We start from the raw sequence: 23,080 nt of genomic DNA, 5'->3' as shown, positions 1-23,080 counted from the left end.
GCAGGTCTTGTTCCCGGGGCGGAGTGAAGGTGGAACGCGGCCTCCGGACGCGTTTCAGGACTTCCGCTTTGAAAAACCCGTCCGGAGGCCGGGTTCCACCCTACAATATGTTGCGCCCCGGGCCGGCCTTGCTTGACTGCCCGCCGTCTTGAATCTCCTCGACCGCTACCTCCTCCGCGAATGGCTGAAGATGCTCGGGCTGCTGCTCGGCGCCACGCTGGGTCTCCTGCTCATGGCGGCGCTCTACGACAATTTCCACGAGCTGATCGAGGTGAATGCCGGCGCCGGGGACATGCTGCTCTATTACGCCACGCTGATGCCGAGCAACCTGTCGATCGTGCTGCCGCTCTCGATGCTGCTCTCGCTGCTTTTCGTGCTGGGCAAGCTGCATCGCAACAACGAGCTCACGGCGGTGCGCGCGGCGGGGCTGAACATCTTCGCCACGACGCGCGTGCTGTGGCTGGCCGGCGTGGTGCTCTGCGGCGTGTCCCTCCTGCTCAACGCCCGCGTGGTGCCGTGGTCGGTCGAGGCCTCGCGCAGCCTGCTCGAGGGCTTCGAGTTCCGGGCCGAGGCCAAGGCCCTGCCCGGCGGCACGCTCGGCGTGGTCTCGAGCGTGACCTTCGACAACCAGCGCGAGGGCCGCATGTGGTTCATCAACCGCTACAGCCGCTACTCCGGCATCGCCTACGGTGTCAGCGTGTCGGAACTCGACCAGGCGCACCGGGAGAAATCCCGCATCATGGCGCGCGAGGGGGCCTATGACGCCATCCGCCGGGAGTGGACGTTCACGGACGGGCGCGAAATGACGTTCGACCCCGAGCAGGGCGAGCTGATGCACCCGGTGGCCTTCGCCACCAAGACCAAGCCGCAGTTCACCGAAGACCCGACCCTCATGCTGCTCATCGACCGCAAGCCGGTCGACCTGTCGTTCAACGAGCTGCGGCGCATCGTCGAATATTTCTCCGCCGAGCACAACCCGAAGCTCATTCCCTACGAGGTGCGCTACTACGGGCTGCTGGCCGACACCCTCGGGCCGCTCATCATCCTGGCCATTGCCATCCCTTTCGCCGCCTCGGGCGTGCGGGTGAGCCCGGCGGTCGGCGTGTCGAAGTCGATCGGCTTTTTCTTCCTCTATTATGTCCTGTCCAACCTGGCCATCATGCTCGGGGGCCGCGGCTACCTCGAGCCGATGTGGGCGGCGCTGATGCCCAACCTGGCGATGACCGGCCTGGCGGCCTACTTCTTCGGCCGCATGCGCTGAGCGCGGCTATTGCAGGAATTCCGGCGGCCACCTGAGAAACTCAAGGGTCGCGATGCGGTGCCAGTTGGAATAGAAGATGACGCCCCAGACGACGGCGCAGTTGATGTAGGCGAGGAAGACCGCCGCGCTGCCCATGTCCTTCGCCCGCTTGGCGAACGGCCTTTTCTCGAGCGAGATGTCGTCGATCGTCCACTCGACGGCGGAGTTGAGCAGCTCGGCGATGATGATGATGGACAGGGAGGACAGCATCACGGCCGTGGACACGGCCTTGACCGGCAGGATGATGGCGAACGGGGTCAGGATGGCCACGAAGAGCAGATCCTCGCGGAAGGACGGCTCATGCCGCACCGCCGCCCAGAAGCCCTCGACCGCATACTTGATCGACGAGAGGAAATTCCGGAAATCGCGGCGCTTGTTTTCGGGCTGAGGAATGGGCTCGCTCACACCGGCAGTCTCGCCGACCCCGGCACCGCGGACAAATCTTTTTTGGAGGGCCGGACGCGGGCCCTCCACGCGGAATCCAGAAACGGCCTAGGCGCTCAGCAGGCGGAAGCCCGTCGGCTCGGTGAAGCCGAGGGAGCGGCAGGCCTGGACCACGGTCTCGTCATGGCAGCCGATGAACTCCAGCAACCGGCAGACAAAGCGGCGGCGGGTGGCGTCGTCGATCGTCAGGACGGCCCAGAATTGGGTGCCGTCGATCTGGCGGGCGTGGTTGCGGGCGCGCACCTCGTTGATCTCGTCGCGGTTGAGCATCAGGTAGCGCAGCCCGCTTTCCTGATGCGAGATGAAGTCGGCGAAATCCGTGGCGTAGTTTGTCGCGCACCACGCGAGCAGGGCGAGGTAGCGCTCGACCGGGTCGGCGGCGGCCGGAAAGTCGGCGCCGGTGAGATAGAACAGCAGGTGGTCGCCGCCGAGGGGCGGCCGGCCTTCATTCACCATGGCGGCGATGACCTCGGCGGGAGACAGGTTCTTGGCCACCGCGAGCCGCTGCAGGGCCGCGTAGGTCTCATCGTTCAACTCGACGAGCTTTTTCATGGGCGCAATCTACGCGGCAAACGCGCCCGTGCAACCCCGGAACGACGAATTCCCAAAGATTGGGACGAAAAAGCGGCGGCATGCGGCCGGCCACTTTTTCCCAAAACCGGGACGCGATTCTTTGGCGTGCCTTTTCCCGCCGCTCCACCAGTCTGCAATGGCATGGGCACGGCACTGATGGCGGGCGCAAGCGGACTGGTGGGCGGGTTGCTGCTGGAGCAATTGCTCGCCGCGGCGGAATATGACCGCGTGATCGCCATCGGCCGCCGGCCGCTCGCCGTGGCGCACCCGAAGCTCGTGCCGGTGACCGCGGACTTCGGATCGCTGGACCAGGTGACGGCCGATCTGCGCTGCGCCGACGCCTTCTGCTGCCTCGGCACCACCCTCAAGGCGGCGGGATCACGCGAGGCCTTCCGCGCGGTGGACCACGCGGCGGTGCTGGCCTTTGCCTGGGCGGCGCAGCGCGCGGGCGCGCAACGTTTCTTCGTCGTGTCGGCTCTCGGGGCGGACGCGAAGTCGCGCTTCTTCTACAACCAGGTGAAGGGGGAAACGGAGGAGGCGCTGGAAGTGCTCGGGTTTTCCACGCTGGCGATCTTCCGGCCGGGCCTGCTGCTCGGGCGGCGCGCCCGGCCGCGGACCGGCGAGCGGGTGATGGCGGCGGTGCTGTGGCTGGCCGAGCCGCTGCTGTTCGGCCGGCTGCGCAAATACCGGGCGATCGAGGCCGGGGTCGTGGCGCGCGCGATGTTGCGCTGCTCGTTCGGCCGGCCGGGACAGGGTGTGCTGGTCTTCCCGTCCGACGAGATTCAGGACTTGGGCGGGTTCGGCACCTGAGGCTCCACCGTTTCCTTGGGGGCGTCCGCGGGTGGCTTCACGACACCGAGATGAAAGGTCTTTTTCTCGCCCTTGGCGCCGATCCGGAGGACCAGGGTGGCGTCGGCCTCGCTCAGGGCGCCGGCGAGCTGCGAAGTCATCGGGTCGGTCTCCAGCGACTGGCCGGGGGCCAGGGTCAGCTGCTCGGGCCGGACGGCAAAATTGCCGAGCGGCGAGACAAAGTCGTCGATGACCAGCGTGACGGGTGCCGGGCCCTGGTTGGTGAAGCGCAGGTGGATCATCACCGGCCGGCCATGAGCCATCATGCCCGCGCGCGGGCCGGCGCCCGGCCGCGCACCGCCCTCACCTCCGCCCCCACCGCCACCGCCTCCGCGCCGGCCGCGGCCACCGCCGCCGCCACCTTCGCCAAAGGGCATGCCACCGCTGATGTTGCCGCCCATTCCTCCGGAGCCGCCGCCAAGGTTCATCTGACCGTGGCCGCCGCCGCGCGACTGGCGGTCTTCACCGCCGCCCTTGCCGCTTTCGCCGTCGGCGACATCGGGCACCCCGTCGGTGCCAACCTTGACCTCGGCCAGGATCTGGCCGTCGAAGAAGGTTTCCTGCCCCGCCATCGGCGTGGGCGGCTTGCGGCCGCCCGCGAATCCGTCCTTGTGCTCGGCGGGGCCGGCGTCGGGTTCACTGCTGCAACCGGCGAACAACAACAGCAGGACAAACGGCAACGCGACGAGGCGGCCGGGGAGGGTGGTGGTAGGCATCGGGTTTTTTGACGCCGACCGCCGGAAAAAGTTGCGCAGATTTTCGCGTATCGCGGCCCGGCTCCAGTTGCAATTGAAGCGCACCCAGCCAATCCGGGCGCCGGGAAAGCGGTCCGGTTTCGCCAGTCAGGCCCAATTGTAATTGAAGCTCACACTTATCCGCTCCGCGCTGGTGCGGTTGGCGGCGACCTCGTGGCGGAGCCAGCTCTCGAAGAGGATGACGTGGCCGGCCCTGGCGGGGTAGGTGATGTGCGGCCGGCTGGCCGGACGGGCCTGGGCGGTCTTGGGCGGCGCGGCCATGAACTTGCTCAGGCGGGGATCCTCGAACTTGAGCCCCGGGCAGCCGCGGGGCGTGGCGACGTAATAGGTGCCGCTGATGAACGACAGCGGGTGCAGGTGCAGGCTGTGGGCCGCGTGCTCGGGCATGATGTTCACCCAGAGGTCGGTCAGCGTGACCGTGCGGCCGCGCAGGTCCATGTCGAGCTGCGCGGCGAACTTCCGCACATGGGCCGTGAGCTTGCGTTCCAGCCCGGCAAAGGTGGAGGAGAACTTGTGCAGCTGGTTGAGCGACGCGTAGGAGGTGTAGCCACCGGGATAATGCTTCGCGGACCACCGGCGGCCGGCGGCATCGTAGTCGCGGAGTTGGTAGCATTCGTCGGCGAGCCCGGCGTTGAAGCGCTCCAGCCCGGCGCGCAACAGCGGCTCGTGGTAGATCAAAGTGGGGAACCAGGCGCGGGTCGGCATGCGGGTAACCAACTGACGGCCCGGCGAAAGCGCAACCCGGAAGCCGCCGGCCGGCTTTGAGGTTGATAGCGCCCCGCCGGTTGGTTGAACCTCCAACTCACCATGAAACCCACGCTCCTGAAAAATCTCTTCCGCCTCACCCTGGCCCTCGCGCTGGCCTCGGCCCTGCCGGCGGCCGACCGCATCGAGCTGGCCGACGGCTCCGTTGTCTACGGCAAGCTCATCGGCGCCGAAGCGGGCAAGTTCAAGGTCGAGACCGCCTTCGCCGGCACGATCGAGATCGCGCAGGACAAGATCAGGAGCTTCACCACCGACGAGGCCGTGAACGTCCAGCTTGCCACCGGCAGCACGGTGCTCGGCCAGGTGCAGGTCAGCCCGGCGGGCATCGCGGTCGTGGCCAAGGACGGTCAGGTCACCGCCGACCCCGCCAAGGTCGCCGCCATCTGGCGCGCCGGGGTCGACAGCCCCGAGACCCGCCAGCTCAAGGAGCGGGCCGTCAAGGCCGAGCGCAAATGGGCCTACGAGGCCTCCGTCGCCATCAACGGCCGCACCGGCGGCAGCGAGCGGTTCGCCGGCGCCTTGGGCCTGAAGGCCACGCTCGAAAGCGCCCAGGACAAGCTGATCTTCGTCCTCCAGGCCGAAAAGGCCAGGGACAACGGCGTCGAGACCGCCAACCGGCAGTTTGCCGGCGCCGACTATTCTTCGTTCTTCGACGAAAAGGATGTCTGGTATGCCCGCACCTCGATCGAGAAGGACAAGATCAAGGACCTCGACCTCCGTTCGACCACGGCCTTCGGTGTCGGCCGCAAGCTCATCAAGAAGAAGCTGCAGGACCTCGAGCTCCGCGCCGGCGTGAGCTATATCTACGAGAATTATGCGAACGGCACCAAATTCGACTCGCCCGGCCTCGATCTCGCCCTGATTCACGGTTACACCTTCCACAACGGCCGGCTGAACAATTTGCTGGGCTACACGCCCGCGTTTAAAAATTTCAGCAATTATCGCGTCCATCACGAGACGACCTACGAAATGCCGATCACGGCCTCGCTGTGGAAGCTGAAGACCGGCATCAGCAACGACTACACGAGCATCCCGCAGCCCGGCATCAAACGGCTCGACACGCTTTACTTCACCAGCCTGATCCTGAACTGGAAGTAAGCCCCGCCTTCGCCCTATCGGGCTACGGCGCGGCAAGCCGCCTGTTTTCCGAAGCAGGGCCTTCACCGGCCCCGCTTTTTTATTTGGCGGGATCTATTGTAGGAGCCTGCTTGCAGGCGATTCAGCACACAATCCTTTGGCACACGTTGCGTATCGCCTGCAAGCAGGCTTCTACAAATCAGCCGCAACCAGCACGGAGTTTACTTGGCCGCGTCGCGCTGCTCGAGCGCGCCCGACAGCGCCACCGCCGGGCCCCACCAGCCGCGCCGCCGCAGCGCCTCGGCCCAGCGCACCGGTCGCAGCAGCGAGACCAGCGCCATCAGCACGCAGCCGACGGCGAAGAACCGCAACACCAGCCACGCGACGCTCTCCCACGTCCCGCCGCTGCCGAGCAGGATGGCGGCGACGACCAGCAGCGGCAGCCAGAACTGCCACCGGCCGAACTCGCGCAGGCGCCGGGTCCAGCCCGGGGTTTCCTTCCCGGCGGAAGCCGGCGCGGGGCTCCGGGCCGGGTTCTTTTCAATGATGCGTTGCAGCGCCGCCGGCGGCCGGCGCAGGTGCCAGGCCGCGAGGGTGACGCTCATGGCCACGGCCGCGTGCAACACCGCCCACGCGCCCACCAGCCAGGGCAGCCCCGGGGCGGTGATGTGCCAGCGGTCGGCCAGCCACAGCACCACGGTGTCGTAGGCGCGGACCAGTTCGTGGCCCATCATCAGGTATTGCAGCAGGAAGCCCTGCAGTGCCGCCCAGGCGCCCACCAGCGCGCCGCCGAGGCCCAGCGCCAGGAAATTCCAGCCGCACGCCTGCACCGCGCCGCCGAACAGGAGGCCCTGCATGATGATGGCGATCATCGGGCGCACGCGGTTGCCGGCGGGCGAGAGCGCCTTCAGGCCGCCGGAAATGAACGGCACCCAGACCACGCGGCCCGGCTGGCCGAGCCCGGCGCCGGCGAACGCCATCATCGCCGCCTGCAGCGACGACATCACCAGCCCGCTCAACGGGATCTTGGCCGCGTGCAGCGCCGAGCCGACGGTCATCTCCAGGCCGCCCGCGGCGCCGCCGAACAGGCCGATGCGGGTCCACTCGCCGAAATCCTCGCAGACGCGCTGCAGCCGCTCGAGCGCGTCCGGCGACTGCGCGGGGATGCGCACGTCGAACTTCCGCCCGAGCAGCGCCTCGATGCTCCCGACGAGGTCGTCGCGCACGGTGACGACGACGACGCGGGGGTGCGCCGCGACCAGCAGCGGCCAGACGGGCATCAGGCCCAGGCCGCGGAGCTCGAACTTACCGAATTCGTCCAGCAACAGCAGCGCGGGCGGCGGCAGGTGGCGCAGGCGTTCCGCCCAGGCGTGCAGTTTTTTTGCCGTGCCGGGTTCGAAGAAATACGGCGGGACCAGCGCATCGTCGCGCATGGCCCACGGCACCTCGATGTCGCTGCCGATGAGGCGCAGCCAGTATTCGGTGGCGCCCACCCGGGGCGTCGGGCGGTGGCCGGCGATGGACAGCACGCCCTCGACCCGCTGGCCGTGGGCAAGTTGGGCGGCGGCCAGTTCCGCCATGACGCGGGTCTTGCTGGTGCCGGGGCCGCCCGTGAGGGCGATCAATAGACTGGTGGAAGGGAGGGAGGCGGCCGAATTCGGCATGAGGGAGGTGACGCGGGCAGCAAAGCGCTCCCGCCGCGTCTGGCAAGTGTTGCCTGTGTCAAAACCGCCACGCGCCCGCCGCGGCGGGCAGCACCTGCGGGAACTGGTGGAACATCCGGGCCCGGGCGACCACCTGCACGAGGTTTCACCCCCTGCCGTTCGCACCGATCCAGGCGAACAACAGGCCGGCAAGGGAAAGCTTGCGGCGCACGGGTGGAGCAAGAGAAAGCCCGGGCACCGCGGCAATTCCTTTTCGGGCATCCCTTGCGGCTATCAGCAGCCCGGCACGGGCCACTGGCGGCGTGGAAAATTTATGCCACCGGCCGCCGAAAAAACTTTGAAACAACCGCCAAGTGAATACGTCGAATCGGCATGAGCCGCACTTTGCTGGGAAATTTCATCGTCTGGTTTGTCCTGGGGCTCGCCGTCGCCGGCCGGGCGGCCGAATCCGAGGCGTCCGCGCGCGATGTGCTGGTCTACAAGGATGGCGACCGCGTGCAGGGCCGGCTGCTCCGGCAGGAGGGCGACATCCTGGTGTTCCAGTCCGATCGTTTCGGGGTCCTGCAGGTGCCGGTGGATCGCGCCGTGGTGATCAAGGCGGAAACTCCCGTCGCATCCGTGGCGGCCACGCCGCCGGTGGCCGCGGTCCCGCCAGTTGTCCCGGAGCCGCAGGAAAAAAAGGCGGCCGAGCGCGCCGAGGCGGAGCGGGTTTCCCGGTGGGAGATGTTCTCACCCGCGGTGCTGACGGCCAGGCTGCGCAACTATTTCGGCCCGTGGCACGGGCGGCTCGCCTTCTCGACCGAAGTCGTGTCGGACACCGCGGACCGGAGCACCCTGTCGCTCGAGGGCCGGCTGGGTCGCAAGTGGACCGCCAACGAGGTGCAGTTGAACGGTCGCTTCGATTACAGCGAGACCAACAAGCTCACGACCACGGACATCGTCAAGGGTGACGGGCTCTGGCGGCATGATTTCACGAAGAACAGCTTCATCCAATACCGGCCCACGCTGGAGTGGAACCGGGCCAATTTTAAGCTGGGGGTGCCGGCCGACTATGTGCTGCTCCAGCAGGAAATCGGTACGGGCATCAGCCTGCTGGCCACGCCCGCGCGCAAGCTGCGCGTCGGTGTGTCGGAAAATTTGTTCGATGTCTGGAACACCTCGCCGCCGGCCTCGCACAGCTCGCGCACCTCCGAGTCCGCGTTCGTCGAGACCGAACTGCGGCTGCCGTGGGGGATGCTGCTCACGGAGCGCGGCGTCTACTACTATTCCTTTTCCTCCCGGAACGATGGCTGGGAGAACCGCCTCGAACTGACCAAGAAGTTCACGGAGACGTTCAGCACGGCGATCCGGCACGAGATCCGCCGGGGCAGCCCCGACGGCACGGCGCAGGACTACACGCGCCTGAAGCTGCTGCTGGGCCTGGACTTCTAGGCGGGCCCGGTCGCGCGCCGTTTGCCAAGCCTGCGGACAAAGGGGGGTTGCCCCAGGCCGGCCGCGTGCCGGTCAGGTGTTCGGGGTCGGCGGCGGCGTAGGGGCGGGCGGCTCGAGCCGCTTGATCACCTCGGCGGCGATGCGCTGGGCGACGGCCTCGGGCTCGTTCTTGGCGGTCTCAAAGGTTTCCTTCCAGACCAGCTGGTTCGTGGCCACGTCGAACAGCCGGGCGGTGAACGCGGGCGGCGTGCCGGGCAGGAGCACCCCCGCGTGGCCGGTGAGCACGAAACGGCTTTTCATCCGCACGCCGCGGCTGACCACCTCGGCGTCGAGCGCGTCCGCCTTGAGCGGCAGCGGGCTGAGGCCCCACTGCGGCTTGCCGTCCTTTTGCAGCTGCGTGCAAACCTCACCGAAAACCTCCTCGGCGTAGTCCCCGTTCTTCTCGCCCGCGCCGCTGAAGGTGACCAAAGCGACGGGCCGGCCCGTCTGCAGGGTTTCCGCGGCCGCGCCCATGACCGACTCGATCGCGCCGGCCACCGTGCCCTTGGCCCGCCTGGGGCGGTTGGGGTTGCCGACGTTCCACAGGGCCTTGTTCACCTCGGCGGCCGCTTCGGATTTGTTCTTGTCGGCGACGACCGCCGGCTGGCGATCCTTGAAGATCCAGGAGATCAGGTTGAAGATGATCACGATCGCCGCGATGACGCGGACCAGGCGCGGCAGATGGTTCCACAACGAATGGATCAGGTGGCCGAACCAGAGCACGAGGTCGTAGATGAACCGCGCCCGGTGGCCGGGCTCGGGAAACGCGGGGAACTTCGGGAAGGGCGGCGGGGGCTCGGCCGCGCGGCGGGACTTGCGCGAACCCTCGGCCGCGGGGGGCGCGAGCGGGGCCGCCGGGGCGATGGCGACCGCCTCGCCGCGCGCGAGTCTCTTCGCGAGGTCCATCAATGCGGGGGTCGGCTGGCCGCCGGGCATGCGCAGCCACTGGACGGTGAAGAATTTCTCCGGCACACGGGCGCCGGCATCGCGCGTATCGTCGATCACGACGGGCACGAGGAACATCACGTCGTCGGCGAAATCCAGCGTGCGCTCGACGGCGAGACGCCACTCGCGGCGGAAGTAGCCCTCGCGCCGCACCTCGGTCGTGGCCGAGATCACCGGCATGAAGTAGGTGCAGGTGCGGATCTGGTTGCGGATCTTGGCGTCCCACGCCTCGCCGCCGCCCAGCTCGTCCTCGTCGAGCCAGACTTCCAGCCCCGCCGCCGTCAGGCAGTCGCGCAGCAACCGCGCCGCCGCCCGGTCGGCGGAGGCGTAGCTGATGAAAACCGACGGCAGCGGCGGTGGCGTAGGGTCCTGGGCGTCGCCCGGCATGGTGGCGAAAACCTCGCCGAGGGGCCCGGGCGGGTCAAGGCAATGCCAGTCCCGCCGGCTGTGGTGGAGCCCGACCTCCGGGCGGGCTGGAGATTTGCGCCGGTCAAACCGGCCCGGAGGTCCGGTTCCACCTCAAGGCAAGGACGTCAGACGGTCTTCGGGCGGGGCACGGTGCGCAGCAGGCGCGGGCCGAAGATATTGACCGCGAGCCCGGTCAGCACGAACCCGGCCGCCTCCAGTTTCCACGCCGGCAGGGCCTCGCCGAGGAACAGCGCCGAAGTGAGCATGCCGACCACCGGCACGAGCAACGCGAACGGCGTGATGGCCGAGGCCGCGTGCCGGGCCAGCAGCCAGCTCCACAGCGAGTAGCCGACGTGCGTCGAAACGTAGACGATGAACGCGAGCGCCAGCGCGGCGGTCAGGCCGACGTGCGCCAGGCTTTGCCCGACGACCGCGGGGCCTTCCAGCGCGAGCGAGGCGGCGCCCATCGGCAGCGGCACCACGAGCGCGCCCCAGACCACGAGGGCCAGCGGGTTCACCTGGCCGAGGCGGCGGGACATGAAATTGCCGTAGGCCCACGAGCACGCCGCCAGCAGCACGCAGACCAGGCCCGCGAGCGACACCTCGCCGCCCGAATGCACCGCCACCACGACGAAACCGGTGACCGCGATGAGCGTGCCGGCGATCTGCATCGGGCTGATTCGCTCGCGGAGGAAGACGGCCGAGAGCGCCAGGGTCACGAACACCTGCAGCTGGAGCATGACGGAAGCCAGGCCGGCCGACACGCCGAGCTTCATCCCGAAGAACATGAAGCTGAACTGCAGCGCGAACATCGTGAGGCCGTAAAGGAACAGCTGCCGCCACGCGATCGCCGGCCGCGGCAGGAAGAACGCCAGCGGCAGCGCCACGAAAACAAAGCGCAGCGTGCACAGCAGCAGGGGCGGCAGGTCGTGCAGGGCCAGCTTGATGGCGACGAAGTTGCTCCCCCAGATCGTGACGGTCAGGAGCGCGAGCAGGACGTGGCGGAACGGGAGCGAGGCGGGCACCCCACCAGCGTTTGCCGCCGGCCGTGCGCCGCAATGCGTTTCCGTGTCCGCGGCATACTGCTTTCGCCCAATCCCACCGGCACAGTCGCCCGGACCGGCACAGTCAGAGGGCAGAGGACGGAATACAGAGGACGGTTTGCTGTAGCGGCGCTCTATGAGCGCCGGTTCCCGGATTCGGCGGTCATAGACCGCCGCTACAGGGTCGGCCAATCAGGCCGTCTTAAAGACGTAGACCACGCCCTTCTCGGTGCCGACGGCCAGCAGCGCGTCGTCGGCGGACCAGGCGAACTTCGTCGCGGCGGAAGGCATCTTCGCTTCAGCGACCATCGGGTTCTTGCGCGTCGGGCCCCACAACGTGAACACGCCACTGGCGTCGCCGGTGGCGAGCAGGCTGTGCTGGTTTTGAAAAGCCACCGCGGTCGTGCGGGCGGTCTGCGGCAGTTGCAGCGGCTCGCGACCTTCGGGGCCGGCGCCGGCGCAATCCCACACGCAGACGTCCTTGCCGCCACCGGTGGCCAGCCACTTCGAGTCCTGGCTGAAGGAAAGCTCCTTGAGGCGCGTCTCGTAGCCGCTCATGTGCAGCTCGAGGTCTTCGGCCGGCACCCAGAGGTGGACGGCGTTGTCGTGGCAGCCCGCGACGAGCCAGCGGCCGTCGGGCGACCAGGTGAGCGCATAGATCGCGTTGCCGTAGGGAAATTCCTTCTGCGCGGTAAACGCTGTCGCATCCCACACGACGACGTGGCCGAAACACGCGGCGGCGCAGGCGGAGCCATCCGGTCGCCACGCCAGAGCGGAGATGGTCTTCGGTGCATCCGGGAAAGCGTGGGCGACCGAGCCGTCGGGTTTGAGCGCCACGAGCCGCTTCCCGGCGGCGGCGAAGAGGTAGGGCGAGTCCTCCGGACGAGCCGGGCTCGGGTGCGGCTCGTCGGGGACGACTCGCCCTACCGGCTGCCACGCGAGATGCTCGACCCAGGCATTGCCGAGTTTCACCTCGGCGGTTTGGGTGCCGGTTGTCGCATCCCAGAAGCGCACGCAGCCGTCTTGTCCGCCGGTGGCGAGGAGGTAGGGCGAATCCTCCGGATGAGCCGAAGGTGCGCCCGGCTCGTCAGGGACGACTCGCCCTACCACCGGCATCCACGCCAGGCAGTTCGCACCGTCGGCATGGCCGGAGAGGGCGTGCCGCACCGCGCCGGTCGCGGCGTCGTAGAGCGTGATGCCGCCCGCGGCGGACGCGACGGCGAGGAGCGCCCCGTCCGGCGACCAAGCGAGGTCGATGGCGTAGTCGTCGAGGGTCGCGGCCCAGTGCTTGGAAAAATTCATGCTATTTGAACCACAGAGGCACAAAGGCACAGGGAAGAGCAATCCTGTAGCGGGATTGGTTCCTTTGGGTCTCCGTGCCTTCGTGATTAGCCTGCCAGGCAGGCCTTGAAGCCCTCGGTCAGGGCGGCGCGGTCGAGATTCTTGCCGATGAAGACGAGCGTGTTGGTGCGGTTCTCGCCGTCCTTCCACTCGCGGTCGAACTTCGCGTCGAAGAGCATGTGCACGCCCTGGAAGACGAGGCGCTTCTTCGTGCCCTTCACGACAAGCACGCCCTTCATACGGAAAATATCGCCGCCCTTTTCCGCGAGCAGCTTCGAGATCCAGTCGTTGAGCTTCTTGCCGTCGAGCTCCCCCTCGATGCTGATGCCGACGGACGACACCTCCTCGTCGTGCGAGTGCTCATGGCGGAAGGTCCGGTCCCAGCCGTAGCGGACGATGGTTTTCCCTGGAGCCGCAGCGACCTCGCTGCGGTCGGAACGCGGCGGGGTCGCCGCGGCTCCAAGTTTATAAAGGTGCGTCGGCACATCGTGGCCGGTGAAGAGCACGTAGTGGCCGGCTTTTTCAATCTTCACGGGAAAGTGGCCGCTCTCGTCCTTGAGCTTCAGGCGGTGCATCTTGCCGTCGGCGGCGACGGTCTCGCCGGGCAGGGTGATCTTCTCCCAGTCGGAATAGGCGATCACCGTCTTTTTGATGGCTTCCTCGTATACTGGAGGCACGGCGACCTCGCCGTGCGCCGACCGCGGCGAGGTCGCCGCGGCTCCAAGGGGATAAATCACGACGTCGAGGGAGTTGTGGTCGCAGCCCGGTGCGCATTCGTGGTGATGCTCGTGGTCGTGGCCACCGTGATCATGCGCGCCGATGCCGAGGTCGTAGGTGCCGGGCTGCAGCTCGTAGGCCCCGGCCCACTCGAACGGATACTCGGTCTCGAGGAACTGCGGGTCGACCTCGACGGCGCGGTCGAGGTTGAAGCCGCCGACGTTGAGCACCTTGTCGATGGCGATCTCGGCGTTCTTTGTGCGATGGATCTTCGCGACGCCGTTGATGCCGTGCAGGCGTTTCTCAAGGACGTCGAGCTCGATGGGCGTGACGAGGTCGGTCTTGTTGAGGATGATGACGTCGGCGAAGCCGACCTGCTTCATCGCCTCAGGCGAGTCGTCGAGGTGGAGCAGGATGTGCTTGGCGTCGACCAGGGTGACGATGGCATCGAGGGCGAACTGCTCCTTCATCTCCGGGTCGGTGAAGAAGGTCTGGGCGACGGGCGCCGGGTTGGCCAGACCGGTGGTCTCGATGAGAATGGCGTCGAGCCGGTCTTTGCGCTTCATCAGGCGGCCGAGGATGCGGAGGAGGTCGCCGCGGACGGTGCAGCAGATGCAGCCGTTGTTCATCTCGAAGATCTCCTCGTCGGACTGGATGACGAGCTGGTTGTCCACGCCGACCTCGCCGAACTCGTTTTCGATGACGGCGATCTTCTTGCCGTGCTGCTCGGTGAGGATGCGGTTGAGCAGGGTGGTCTTGCCGGCGCCGAGGAAGCCGGTGAGGACGGTGACGGGGATGCAGTTGTCGGACATGAGCGGATTTTAAAGTTAGCGGGGCACCGATGCCGGCTGCTGTCGGCCCGGTGTTTGTCCGGGCCAGTCGCCCCGCAAAGAGGACAGGGAATGGATAGCAAAGCCGGGACCGGGCTGTTTGCAACCCGGGGTTGGCGTTAAGCCACCAACACGAAGTTTTCCGTCGGCACGTTTGCGCGGATAGGCGGGCGCCGGTCGGGCGGGCCAGGGCGATTTGAAAGGGGGTGCGAAGAAAACCTGTCCGGAGGCCAGGTTCCACCACATCAAGGCCTGGTTCGGGCCTTAATCCGGCCCGGTCCTGCGGGGCGTCTGATCCACCGGCACCTGATGGACTGTGGCCCAGTCGAGCATAAAGCGGTTCAGGGCTGCGTCGCGGTGGCGATACCAGGCGTCGAGCAAACCGAGCCGGTGGGCGGTGTCCTTGAAATGGCGGAAGGCGCCCTTGCCCTTGATGGCGCGCCAGAGCTGATCGGCGGCCATGGCATCCGCGACCGTGCCGATGAAATGCTCCATGTGCCGGTATTCGTGGAAGTCGAACTTGTCCGGCAGGGCGAGATACCGTCCGCCACCGGCGCAGATTCCCCGGGCATCCGGCAGCTCGTCCTCCAGCCAGTCCGATGCGAGGTCGGGCACGGCGTTATCGCCCGCCTTTTCGACGGCGCTGATCACCTCGGCATGAACGATGACGACACGGCCGGTTTCCCGATCCAACCATGCGCCCGACTCTTCCGGAATCATGTCGAGGGCATCGGTCAGATCGGTGAGTTTGACGGTCGGTATCATGGGGGGCTCCGCCGGCCAGGGAATCCGGGCCGCCGGACGGAGAAAAATTGTGTCGGGATCGTATTTCCCGCAAACCCGGAATCATGCTGACCATCAGACCAACGCAGATGCTGGCGCGCAGGCTGGGCATCGGGGTGCCGGCCGCCGCGCCCGTGGTGACCAACCGGGTGGCGGACTGGTACGCGCATGAATTCCGGGTGGCGCGACAGCGGTATCTGCTCTTCTGCAACACGGCGTCGGTTTATCCGGTGGTGATGATGGCCGGTGGTGTGACCGACGGGCTGAGCCTGGCCGAGCGGCTGATGGGCGGCCTGCAAACCTGTCTGCGCGGCGGGGAGCTGGAAGCCCAGTTCCAGCGCCGGATCCTGATCGAAAGGCCGGTCATCCAATGGGCGCCGATCCCCGGAAAGTCCGTGCTGGGCAGCATCAACGAACTGGTTTTCGCCGCGAAACTCGGTCTGGAAAGCCAGGACTACGGTCCCGCCGGGCTGTCGCGCTGGCTCGCGGAAACGCCCATGAAGATCCTGGGAGGAAATTCCCCGTGTCGGGTGTTCCCGAAGCTGGGCGGGTGAGCGAATGGTGGAACCCGGCCTCCGGACGGGTTGGTTTGACAGGCGGGGAAGCAAACGCGTCCGGAGGCCGCGTTTCACCTTGCTCAACGTATGATCCCGTCTCAGGCGTCCGGCAATGACAGCCGCAGGTGGCCGTTGATCCGGTCGCGCCACGGGACCGCGACCTTGGCCTGTTCGGCGAATTCCGGCCAGCGGGTCACGGCGGCGCGGACCTCCCCGAGGATCGCCTCGGCGCGACCGCGTTTCATCAGGGCGGTTTTCGCGCAGGCCTGGAAGTCGGCCAGCGTGAAGCCGTCGCGCTTGCCGTTGAGCGTCATCTGGTGGCGGTCGGTCCAGGCGCCGGCGGGGTTGTAGCTGTAGCTCACGTCGAACGCGGGGGAGAGCGACCAGCGGCCGGCCTTGTCCATGAGGAAGGCGATGTTCTTCACGTGGTCGTCCTGGTTGCGCGCGGTGATGTTGAAGGCCATCCGGCGGAACTGCTCCTCGACGGACTCCATCGGCAGGCCCAGCTGGCGGATGGCGAGGAAGGCCTGTTCGTAGGCGAAGGCGCCGGCCGAGTTGAAATCATAGTGGGCGAGCGCGCAGAGCGACTGCATGTGCAGCTTTTGCCCGCCCTCGAGCCGGTCGAAGCGGCGCGTCATGAAATGCCGGCGCCCGTTCTCCTCGAGGAGGCGGCACTCGCTCATCGCGATGCCGGCCGCGCGCGCCATCAGCGAGTAGGCGAACTCGATGGCGCCGTAACCCTTGGGGTCGTCCAGCTCCTTGTCGCGGTTGCCGGAGACGCCGTCGAATTTCAGCAGCCAGCAGCCGAAACCGTGGCCGGCCGCGACCTGGCCGGAGCGCACCTCGTTCGTCTGCGCGTTCCACGCGATGACGGCCTTGGCGCGCGCGCCGCCGGCGGAGGTGCCGATGCGCAGGATGTCGTTGAGCGCGGCTTTCCGCTCGGGATCGGCGAAGGTCGCCTTCAGGTCCGCGCGCTGCGCCAGCACCTCGGAGGCGAGCTCCACCAGCGCGTCGATCTCGATCTTGTGCGCCGTGGCGGCCCGCGGGCCGGCCGCCGGGGCGAACTCCAGCGCGCCCATGCCGCGGGCGCCCGTGTAGCAGAGACGCTCCACCGCGTTGAAACTCGCCGGCGTCCGGCCCTGCGCGGCGAGCCAGGCGTCGATCAGCGTGTTCCCGAACTTGTCCGGCAGCGAGTCCGCGAGCAGGCCGGGCAGACCGTGAAAGGTATTGAGCGGCAGTTCCGGGAAACGGTAGACGCGATCCCCGAGCGGCATGGTCAGCGGCGATACCTCGATGCCGCTCCGCGCGAAGGCCGGGTCATACTGGAAATCCGCGTGCCCGCCCCCGTCCTCCAGCGACACGGCGCCGATGCGGCGGCCCCAGAGCCGGACCTCGGCGATGGTGCTCATGACTTGTCACCCCAGGTCCAGGCACCGGTGGGAGGAGGGGCGGGGTCGTTGACGGCGGATGGCGAGGCGGACGCGGTGGAGGCGCGCCGCCGTTTCCGGCCGCCCAGTTTCAACTGCGTCATCGGGCTGGGCGCGGATTCGGGGATCAGGGTTTCCAGGCGCTCGACCAAGCCCAGCACCCGGCAGACGCGGATGAAGGCGGCGAGCTGCGTGCCGGCCTGGCCCGACTCCAGGCGCTCGACCGTACGTTTCGAAACGCCGGCTTCTGTGGCGAGCTGCGCCTGCGTGAAGTTTTTATCCAGCCGGGCTTCAGCCAAGCGGCCGCCCAACTCGGTCAGCAGGGTTTCATCGGTTGCCTGATTGGTTATCTTCATAACTCGTCATATATGGCTAATCGTGGCCATAAATCAACATAGTTCGCCTTTAAAGGCGAGTTACGTTGATATAGTTATTCGCCATATAAGACGAATAATAGTCATGTTTACCCCTAACTCGTCATTTATGGCGAGCAGCAAAGCTCAGATCAACAGGTGCTTCAACAGGCCAAGACCGGCGCCGGCGAGGACGACCGGAATGAGGCCGGCCTTGAAACGCTGCAGGGCGACGAAGGCGACCACCGCGACCACGGCTACAAACCAGTCCACCCCGCCACCGGCCGGCAGGATCACATGCAGTCCGAACCAGACCGCCAGGTTGAGGACGACACCGACGACCGCAGCGGTGACGGCCGACAGCGCGCAGGTGAGCTTGGTCTGGTGGCGCAGCTGCTCGAGGTAGGGGGCGCCGAGGAAGATCCAGATGAAACACGGGACGAAGGTCACCCAGGTGGTCAGCGCCGCGCCGAGCGTGGCCGCGAGGAGCGGCGACAGGGCGCCCGGGTGATTCCAGCCTCCGAGGAAGCCCACGAACTGCAGCACCATGATCAGCGGCCCCGGGGTCGTCTCGGCGAGGCCGAGGCCGTCGAGCATCTGCGGGGCCGTCAGCCAGTGGAAGTTCTCCACAGCCTGTTGCGCGACATAAGGCAGCACGGCATAAGCGCCGCCGAAGGTGACCAGGGCGGCCTTGCTGAAGAACAGGCTCTCCTGCACCAGCGTGCCCGACCGGCCCGTCGCGAGGCCGGCGAGCAGCACGGGCAGCCACCACAGCACGAGGCCGACGGCCAGCACGCGGACGCCGCGCAGCAGGGACGGCTTGGTGTGCGCCGGTGCGGCGTGGGTGTCATCGATCACGGCGCCGCGGTCGCCCGCAGACTTCGCGCCATGTCCCTTGACGACGTTGAAGATCTTTTCCCAGCGAAGTCCGCCGAGCCCGCCGATGAGTGCGGCGGTGATGATGATCACGGGGAACGGCGCGTGAAAGAAGAAGATCGCGACGAAGGCCAGCGCGGCGAGCGACCACATGATGGCGTTCTTCAGCGCCTTCGACCCGATGCGCAGCACGGCCGCGGCGACGATGGCCAGCACGGCGGGCTTCAGCCCGGCGAAGATGGCGGCGAGCCAGGGCAGGTTGCCGTAGGCGACATAGACGAAGCTGAGTCCCCACAGGATGAAAACCGAGGGCAGCACGAAGAGGATGCCGGCGGCGAGGCCGCCCCAGGTGCGGTGGAGGAGCCAGCCGCAATAGATCGCGAGCTGCTGCGCCTCGGGGCCGGGCAAAAGCATGCAGTAGTTGAGTGCGTGCAGGAAGCGCTCCTCGCCGATCCAGCGCTTCTTCTCGACCAGCTCGGTGTGCATGATGGCGATCTGGCCCGTCGGCCCGCCGAAGCTGATGAAGCCGAGCTTCAGCCAGAAGCACAGGGCTTCCTTGAAGCTCGGGTGGACAGCGGGTGCGGCGGGTATTTCGGACATGCGGCTGCGGAGAACTACGCGGCGCCCTGCGGAGCGTCAACCGCGGCGGAATCCGGCCCAGTCACTTTCCGCTGAAATCAGGCGCTGACGGGCTTGGCATCCCCGGGGATTTGGCCTGTGCTGGAGGGATGCGAGACGCCCCGCCCAAGCCCGCCGAGCCCCGGCCCGGGCTTTACCGCCACTACAAGGACAACCCGTATCGCGTGGTCGGCCTGGCGCTGCACAGCGAGACGCGCGAGTGGCTCGTGGTCTACGAGGCACTCTATGGCGACGGCGGGCTCTTCGTCCGCCCGGCGGCGATGTTCACCGAGACGGTGGAAGTGGGCGGCAGGCGCCTGCCGCGGTTCGCGCGGGTCGGGGACTGACAATCAGGCCCGACGAAGCTTCAGGCCGAAATGCCAGGGCGGCAGATCGAAGCTGGTGCCCTCAACCGCGAGCCCCGCTTCAGGCGCCCATGCCGTGATCTTTTCCGGGTGGGGCCGGATGTCGAGGGACGGGCCCCGAGGGGTGGGAATATCGCTGCGCCAGTGAATGACGGCCACGAGACCACCGGGCCGCACCACCTCGCGGGCGGCGCGCAGCAGGGCGACGGGTTCCTCGGCGTGCAGGATGTTGAACAGAAGCGCGGCCGCGCATGAGCCCGCGGGTCGGCCAAAGCCGGCGGCCAGCACATCGCGAGTTACCGCCTTGATGTTGGCCAGTCCGGCTTCGGCGGCTCGTTGGGCGGTGAGGGCCACCATGGCGGCGTCGATATCAAGCGTGTGCACGGTGCCGCCGATGCGCCGGGCCAGCGGCAGGGTGAACGTGCCATAACCGCAGCCGAGTTCCACCACCTCGGCGGTGTCCGGGCCAAAACCGAACGCGTCGAGGATGCGCGGCACATCGAACAGCGTTTCCCAGAAATCCTGCGGCGGCATGCCGCTTTCGCGAAGTTTCATCAGTTGAAGCAGTGAAACTGGGCAGGGCCGGTTCGCTGGCAAGCGCCGGTTAACAAGACAGCGGGATTGCATGCGGGCGGGAAGCGGGCTAGCTTCGGGGCATGTACTCACGCTTCTTTCTGTGTTTCGCCCTGCTGGTTGCAACCGCCGCGGCCGCGCCCTTGGACAGTGCCCGCATCGAGCAGCTCACCGGCCTGAAGGGCTCGTTCAACCCGGCCAAGGATGTCTTCAAGGTCACCTATCCGCGCGGCGACATCGGCGCCAAGGTGGAGGGCCGGGCGCTGGCGCCGTTCATGGGCTTCACCTCGTGGGCGGCCTTCAAGGCCGGCGGGAAGGCCGAGGCGATGGTGATGGGCGACCTCGTGCTGCAGGAGGACGAGGTCAATCCGGCGCTGAGTGCGGCCTTGGGCGCGGGCCTGGAGGTCACGGCGCTGCACAACCACTTTCTCTTCGATTCGCCGAAGGTCTATTACATGCACATCGGCGGCGACGGCCCGGTCGAGACGCTCGCCGGCGGCGTGAAGACCACGCTGGCCGCCGTGGCCGCGGTGCGGGCGTCGTCCCCGGTGCCCGCGCATGATTTCGGGCACGGCATGCTGCCGGCCGAGAACACCATCGATACCACCGCGCTGGCGGTGGTTTTCGGTCAGCCCGGCCAGGTGAAGGACGGCATGGCCAAGTGGGTCTGGGGCCGCGAGGTGACGATGGACTGCGGTTGCGAGGTCGGGGCTGACATGGGCGTCAACACCTGGGCCGCCTTTGCCGGCACTCCGGCCGATGCCGTGGTCATGGGCGATTTCATCGTGAAGGAAAGCGAGCTCACGGCCGTGCTCAAGTCGCTGCGGCACGACGGCGTCTACATCGCCGCCATCCACCACCACATGCTCGGCGAGACACCCCGGATGATCTTCCTGCATTACTACGGCCGCGGGCCCGCCGCCCAGCTGGCGCAGGCGGTCAAGACCGCCCTCGGCCTGACGCACTGACCGCGCCGCCAAGAACCGGAACGTCCGGCGGCCTGCAGCGAGAAGCGGGCCAGGCAGCGCAAAAGTGGTCGATGCTCAGAGTCGCAGGCGGTGCAGGCGTAGGGCGTTGGTGATGACCGAGACGCTGCTGAAGGCCATCGCCAGGCCCGCGATCATCGGGTTGAGCAGGAGGCCGAAGGACGGGAAGAGCACGCCCGCGGCGAGCGGGACGCCGAGGGCATTGTAAATGAAGGCGAAGAACAAGTTCTGCCGGATGTTGCCCATCGTGGCGCGGGAGAGGCGGATCGCCTTGGCGATGCCGCGGAGGTCGCCTTTCACGAGGGTGATACCCGCGCTTTCCATCGCGACGTCGGTGCCGGTGCCCATGGCGATGCCGACGTCGGCCGCGGCGAGGGCGGGGGCGTCGTTGACGCCGTCGCCGGCCATGGCGACGCGCGCGCCGCCGACTTGGAGAGCCTTGACCCGCTTGATCTTGTCGGCGGGTTCGACCTCGGCTTCGAATTCGTCGAGACCCAGCTTCCGGGCGACGCTGCCGGCCGTCGCGCGGTTGTCCCCCGTGGCCATGACGAGCTTGACGCCGAGTTGATGCAGCAGGGTGATGGCCTCGGGGGTGGATTCCTTGATCGGATCGGCCACGGCCAGCAGGCCGGCGGCCCGGCCGTCCACCGCGGCGAAGAGCACGGTCTTGCCCTCGGCCTGCAGCGTTGCGGCCCGCGCGGTGAGCGAGGCCGGCACTTCGATACCCTCGGCGGCGAGGAACTTGACCTTGCCGACCAGCACGGCGCGGCCGTTCACACGGCCGGCGACGCCTCCGGCAGTGACTGACCGAAAATCGGAAATGAGTGGCAGCGTGAGCTTGCGCGCCTCGGAGCCGCGCACGATCGCGGCGGCTAGCGGGTGCTCGGAAGCGCGCTCAACAGTCGCGGCAAGGGTGAGCAGGCCGGCCTCGTCCAGGCCCTCCGCCGGAATCACGTCCGTCAGGGTCGGGCGGCCCTCGGTGAGCGTGCCGGTCTTGTCCACGACCAGCCACGAGACCTTGCCCAGCAACTCGAGCGACTCGGCGTTCTTCACGAGCACGCCCTCCTGGGCGCCGCGGCCGACCCCGACCATGATGGACATCGGCGTGGCGAGGCCGAGGGCGCAGGGGCAGGCGATGATGAGCACGGCGACCGAATTGACGATGGCATAGGCCAGCCGCGGCTCGGGGCCGGCAAAAAACCAGACCAGAAAGGTGAGCACGGCGCTGGCGAGCACGGCGGGCACGAAGATCGCGGCGACGCGGTCCACCAGACCTTGGATCGGCGCGCGGCTGCGCTGGGCGTCGGCGACCATGTGCACGATGCGGGCCAGCAGGGAATCGGCGCCGACCTTGTCCGCACGGAAGACGAACCCGCCGGTGCCGTTGACCGTGCCGCCGGTCACGCGGTCACCGAGCGTTTTTTCCACCGGCAGAGACTCGCCCGTGATCATGGACTCATCAATGGAGGACGAGCCTTCCTCGATGACGCCATCAACCGGCACGCGCGCGCCGGGCCGGACGCGCAGCCGGTCGCCGGCGTGTACCTCGGCGAGGGGGATTTCTGCCTCGGCGGAACCGTCGAGGCGAATGGCCGTGGGCGGGGCGAGATTCAGCAGCGCCTTGATCGCGCTCGAAGTGCGGGCCCGGGCGCGGAGTTCTAGCACCTGTCCAACCAGCACGAGCACGATGATGACGGCCGCGGCCTCGAAATAGAGATCCACCCCGCCGTGGCCTTGCATGTTGGCCGGGAACCACCCGGGCAGGAAGAACGCGACGAGGCTGTAGAGCCAGGCGGCGCCGACACCGAGCGCGATCAGGGTAAACATGTTCCAGTAGCCCGAGCGCAGGGACCTGGCCCCGCGCACGAAGAACGGCCAGCCGGCCCAGAGCACGACGGGGGTGGAGAGGAGGAGCTGCGCCCAACGGCTGAGCGGGCCGCTGGCCAGATGGCTGTAAGCCGGAATCAGGTGGACCATCGCGAGCAGGAAAACCGGCAGGGCCAGGGCCGTGCCGATCCAGAGCCGGCGCGTCATGTCGCGCAGCTCGGCATTCTCCTCCGCCGCATCTTCCGCGGTCGCGGTTTTCGGTTCCAGGGCCATGCCGCAGATCGGGCACGCGCCGGGGTGATCCTGCTCGATCTGCGGATGCATCGGGCAGGTGTAGATCGTCCTGTCCGCGGCGGGTGCGACCCAGGCGGGGTTCCGCTCGAGGGCCATGCCGCACTTGGGGCAGTCGCCGGGCTGGTCCGCAACCACGCCCTCGCACATCGGGCAGTAGTATTTCGCGTCCTTAGCCGGCTGAACGCCGGGGTCGTGGTGATGCGGGTGTTCGCCGGGTGGGTGCGAGGGTGAAGATTTCAT

The 23,080-nt window shown here is 67.6% G+C and carries 22 protein-coding genes; 7 read left to right on the top strand and 15 right to left on the bottom strand.

Annotation, left to right across the window (positions count from 1 at the left end):
• The first annotated feature begins 148 nt into the window (after window positions 1-148).
• Entirely contained in the window at window positions 149-1,261 is a 1,113-nt protein-coding gene (locus tag BLU29_RS04650; RefSeq protein ID WP_091055520.1) for an LptF/LptG family permease, read from the top strand.
• 6 nt (window positions 1,262-1,267) lie between these two features.
• Here the strand turns inward: BLU29_RS04650 and BLU29_RS04645 are convergent, their stop codons facing one another.
• Both BLU29_RS04645 and BLU29_RS04640 read right to left on the bottom strand, forming a co-directional pair.
• On the bottom strand, window positions 1,268-1,705 hold the full coding sequence (locus BLU29_RS04645; protein ID WP_157693623.1) for a diacylglycerol kinase: 438 nt from the start codon (window positions 1,703-1,705) through the stop codon (window positions 1,268-1,270).
• Window positions 1,706-1,792: 87 nt separating this feature from the next.
• Window positions 1,793-2,296 carry a hypothetical protein gene (locus tag BLU29_RS04640; RefSeq protein ID WP_091055516.1) on the bottom strand — a complete coding sequence of 168 codons (504 nt, stop codon included), beginning with the start codon at window positions 2,294-2,296 and terminating at the stop codon, window positions 1,793-1,795.
• A gap of 162 nt (window positions 2,297-2,458) precedes the next feature.
• Here BLU29_RS04640 and BLU29_RS04635 point away from each other — a divergent pair, with 162 nt between their 5' ends.
• Window positions 2,459-3,127, top strand: coding sequence for an NAD(P)H-binding protein (locus BLU29_RS04635; protein WP_091055514.1), 669 nt, complete (start codon window positions 2,459-2,461; stop codon window positions 3,125-3,127).
• Here BLU29_RS04635 and BLU29_RS18370 read toward each other — a convergent pair.
• Window positions 3,100-3,882, bottom strand: coding sequence for a hypothetical protein (locus BLU29_RS18370; protein ID WP_091055513.1), 783 nt, complete (start codon window positions 3,880-3,882; stop codon window positions 3,100-3,102). The two genes, BLU29_RS04635 and BLU29_RS18370, sit on opposite strands and share 28 nt — an antisense overlap.
• Window positions 3,883-4,008: 126 nt before the next feature.
• On the bottom strand, window positions 4,009-4,626 hold the full coding sequence (locus tag BLU29_RS04625) for a TIGR02466 family protein (protein WP_091055511.1): 618 nt from the start codon (window positions 4,624-4,626) through the stop codon (window positions 4,009-4,011).
• Between the two features lie 102 nt (window positions 4,627-4,728).
• On the opposite strand from BLU29_RS04625, the gene BLU29_RS04620 reads away from it, so the two are divergent.
• Window positions 4,729-5,784: a DUF481 domain-containing protein gene (locus BLU29_RS04620; protein ID WP_091055510.1), complete on the top strand. Its 1,056-nt coding sequence runs from the start codon at window positions 4,729-4,731 to the stop codon at window positions 5,782-5,784.
• A 200-nt stretch (window positions 5,785-5,984) separates the two neighbouring features.
• On the opposite strand, the gene BLU29_RS04615 is transcribed toward BLU29_RS04620, so the two are convergent.
• The gene (locus BLU29_RS04615) at window positions 5,985-7,427 is read right to left on the bottom strand and encodes a hypothetical protein (protein ID WP_157693622.1); all 1,443 of its coding nucleotides are present in this window, start codon (window positions 7,425-7,427) and stop codon (window positions 5,985-5,987) included.
• 372 nt (window positions 7,428-7,799) lie between these two features.
• Here BLU29_RS04615 and BLU29_RS04610 point away from each other — a divergent pair, with 372 nt between their 5' ends.
• Window positions 7,800-8,858: a DUF481 domain-containing protein gene (locus BLU29_RS04610; protein WP_091055507.1), complete on the top strand. Its 1,059-nt coding sequence runs from the start codon at window positions 7,800-7,802 to the stop codon at window positions 8,856-8,858.
• A gap of 72 nt (window positions 8,859-8,930) precedes the next feature.
• On the opposite strand, the gene BLU29_RS04605 is transcribed toward BLU29_RS04610, so the two are convergent.
• From BLU29_RS04605 to BLU29_RS04585, 5 genes are all read right to left on the bottom strand, one after another.
• Window positions 8,931-10,229 (bottom strand): toll/interleukin-1 receptor domain-containing protein, encoded by a 1,299-nt coding sequence (locus tag BLU29_RS04605; protein WP_091055505.1) that lies wholly within the window; start codon window positions 10,227-10,229, stop codon window positions 8,931-8,933.
• Window positions 10,230-10,375: 146 nt separating this feature from the next.
• Entirely contained in the window at window positions 10,376-11,275 is a 900-nt protein-coding gene (locus BLU29_RS04600; protein WP_091055504.1) for an EamA family transporter, read from the bottom strand.
• A 210-nt stretch (window positions 11,276-11,485) separates the two neighbouring features.
• Window positions 11,486-12,595: a WD40 repeat domain-containing protein gene (locus BLU29_RS04595; protein ID WP_091055502.1), complete on the bottom strand. Its 1,110-nt coding sequence runs from the start codon at window positions 12,593-12,595 to the stop codon at window positions 11,486-11,488.
• 86 nt (window positions 12,596-12,681) lie between these two features.
• Window positions 12,682-14,163, bottom strand: a complete 1,482-nt coding sequence (locus BLU29_RS04590; RefSeq protein WP_091055500.1) for a GTP-binding protein — start codon at window positions 14,161-14,163, stop codon at window positions 12,682-12,684.
• Between the two features lie 282 nt (window positions 14,164-14,445).
• On the bottom strand, window positions 14,446-14,946 hold the full coding sequence (locus tag BLU29_RS04585) for a UPF0158 family protein (protein ID WP_091055499.1): 501 nt from the start codon (window positions 14,944-14,946) through the stop codon (window positions 14,446-14,448).
• Window positions 14,947-15,029: 83 nt separating this feature from the next.
• Between BLU29_RS04585 and BLU29_RS04580 the strand changes: the two genes are divergently transcribed.
• Window positions 15,030-15,518: a hypothetical protein gene (locus tag BLU29_RS04580; protein ID WP_091055497.1), complete on the top strand. Its 489-nt coding sequence runs from the start codon at window positions 15,030-15,032 to the stop codon at window positions 15,516-15,518.
• A gap of 101 nt (window positions 15,519-15,619) precedes the next feature.
• Here BLU29_RS04580 and BLU29_RS04575 read toward each other — a convergent pair whose 3' ends face one another.
• The 3 genes from BLU29_RS04575 to chrA all read right to left on the bottom strand — a co-directional run bounded on the left by BLU29_RS04575 (window position 15,620) and on the right by chrA (window position 18,777).
• Window positions 15,620-16,930, bottom strand: a complete 1,311-nt coding sequence (locus BLU29_RS04575) for a HipA domain-containing protein (protein ID WP_091055496.1) — start codon at window positions 16,928-16,930, stop codon at window positions 15,620-15,622.
• A complete protein-coding gene (locus BLU29_RS04570) occupies window positions 16,927-17,304 on the bottom strand; it encodes a helix-turn-helix transcriptional regulator (protein WP_091055494.1) in 378 nt (125 codons plus the stop codon). The genes BLU29_RS04575 and BLU29_RS04570 overlap by 4 nt, the downstream gene beginning before the upstream one ends.
• A 144-nt stretch (window positions 17,305-17,448) precedes the next feature.
• Complete coding sequence (gene chrA, locus BLU29_RS04565; RefSeq protein WP_091055493.1) at window positions 17,449-18,777, bottom strand: chromate efflux transporter; 1,329 nt, start codon at window positions 18,775-18,777, stop codon at window positions 17,449-17,451.
• A 128-nt stretch (window positions 18,778-18,905) separates the two neighbouring features.
• On the opposite strand from chrA, the gene BLU29_RS04560 reads away from it, so the two are divergent.
• Window positions 18,906-19,142 carry a DUF1653 domain-containing protein gene (locus tag BLU29_RS04560; protein ID WP_091055491.1) on the top strand — a complete coding sequence of 79 codons (237 nt, stop codon included), beginning with the start codon at window positions 18,906-18,908 and terminating at the stop codon, window positions 19,140-19,142.
• A 3-nt stretch (window positions 19,143-19,145) separates the two neighbouring features.
• Here the strand turns inward: BLU29_RS04560 and BLU29_RS04555 are convergent, their stop codons facing one another.
• Window positions 19,146-19,715: a class I SAM-dependent methyltransferase gene (locus tag BLU29_RS04555; RefSeq protein WP_091055489.1), complete on the bottom strand. Its 570-nt coding sequence runs from the start codon at window positions 19,713-19,715 to the stop codon at window positions 19,146-19,148.
• A 101-nt stretch (window positions 19,716-19,816) separates the two neighbouring features.
• On the opposite strand from BLU29_RS04555, the gene BLU29_RS04550 reads away from it, so the two are divergent.
• A complete protein-coding gene (locus BLU29_RS04550; protein WP_091055487.1) occupies window positions 19,817-20,701 on the top strand; it encodes an LppY/LpqO family protein in 885 nt (294 codons plus the stop codon).
• Window positions 20,702-20,776: 75 nt separating this feature from the next.
• Here BLU29_RS04550 and BLU29_RS04545 read toward each other — a convergent pair whose 3' ends face one another.
• The gene (locus BLU29_RS04545) at window positions 20,777-23,080 is read right to left on the bottom strand and encodes a copper-translocating P-type ATPase (protein WP_231962311.1); all 2,304 of its coding nucleotides are present in this window, start codon (window positions 23,078-23,080) and stop codon (window positions 20,777-20,779) included.

This window comes from Opitutus sp. GAS368, from assembly GCF_900104925.1.
GTDB lineage: Bacteria > Verrucomicrobiota > Verrucomicrobiia > Opitutales > Opitutaceae > Lacunisphaera.
This window is presented reverse-complemented; position numbering and strand designations above follow the sequence as displayed.

Bases quoted from the DNA above. Each gene is read 5' to 3' on its own strand.
- BLU29_RS04615 (WP_157693622.1), bottom strand. From the start codon at position 7,427: ATGCCGAATTCGGCCGCCTCCCTCCCTTCCACCAGTCTATTGATCGCC.
- BLU29_RS04625 (WP_091055511.1), bottom strand. From the start codon at position 4,626: ATGCCGACCCGCGCCTGGTTCCCCACTTTGATCTACCACGAGCCGCTG.
- BLU29_RS04595 (WP_091055502.1), bottom strand. From the start codon at position 12,595: ATGAATTTTTCCAAGCACTGGGCCGCGACCCTCGACGACTACGCCATC.
- BLU29_RS04580 (WP_091055497.1), top strand. From the start codon at position 15,030: ATGCTGACCATCAGACCAACGCAGATGCTGGCGCGCAGGCTGGGCATC.
- BLU29_RS04635 (WP_091055514.1), top strand. From the start codon at position 2,459: ATGGGCACGGCACTGATGGCGGGCGCAAGCGGACTGGTGGGCGGGTTG.
- BLU29_RS04605 (WP_091055505.1), bottom strand. From the start codon at position 10,229: ATGCCGGGCGACGCCCAGGACCCTACGCCACCGCCGCTGCCGTCGGTT.
- BLU29_RS04640 (WP_091055516.1), bottom strand. From the start codon at position 2,296: ATGAAAAAGCTCGTCGAGTTGAACGATGAGACCTACGCGGCCCTGCAG.
- BLU29_RS04620 (WP_091055510.1), top strand. From the start codon at position 4,729: ATGAAACCCACGCTCCTGAAAAATCTCTTCCGCCTCACCCTGGCCCTC.
- BLU29_RS04570 (WP_091055494.1), bottom strand. From the start codon at position 17,304: ATGAAGATAACCAATCAGGCAACCGATGAAACCCTGCTGACCGAGTTG.
- BLU29_RS04575 (WP_091055496.1), bottom strand. From the start codon at position 16,930: ATGAGCACCATCGCCGAGGTCCGGCTCTGGGGCCGCCGCATCGGCGCC.
- BLU29_RS04585 (WP_091055499.1), bottom strand. From the start codon at position 14,946: ATGATACCGACCGTCAAACTCACCGATCTGACCGATGCCCTCGACATG.
- BLU29_RS04550 (WP_091055487.1), top strand. From the start codon at position 19,817: ATGTACTCACGCTTCTTTCTGTGTTTCGCCCTGCTGGTTGCAACCGCC.
- BLU29_RS04610 (WP_091055507.1), top strand. From the start codon at position 7,800: ATGAGCCGCACTTTGCTGGGAAATTTCATCGTCTGGTTTGTCCTGGGG.
- BLU29_RS04555 (WP_091055489.1), bottom strand. From the start codon at position 19,715: ATGAAACTTCGCGAAAGCGGCATGCCGCCGCAGGATTTCTGGGAAACG.
- BLU29_RS04560 (WP_091055491.1), top strand. From the start codon at position 18,906: ATGCGAGACGCCCCGCCCAAGCCCGCCGAGCCCCGGCCCGGGCTTTAC.
- BLU29_RS04590 (WP_091055500.1), bottom strand. From the start codon at position 14,163: ATGTCCGACAACTGCATCCCCGTCACCGTCCTCACCGGCTTCCTCGGC.
- chrA (WP_091055493.1), bottom strand. From the start codon at position 18,777: ATGTCCGAAATACCCGCCGCACCCGCTGTCCACCCGAGCTTCAAGGAA.
- BLU29_RS18370 (WP_091055513.1), bottom strand. From the start codon at position 3,882: ATGCCTACCACCACCCTCCCCGGCCGCCTCGTCGCGTTGCCGTTTGTC.
- BLU29_RS04545 (WP_231962311.1), bottom strand. From the start codon at position 23,080: ATGAAATCTTCACCCTCGCACCCACCCGGCGAACACCCGCATCACCAC.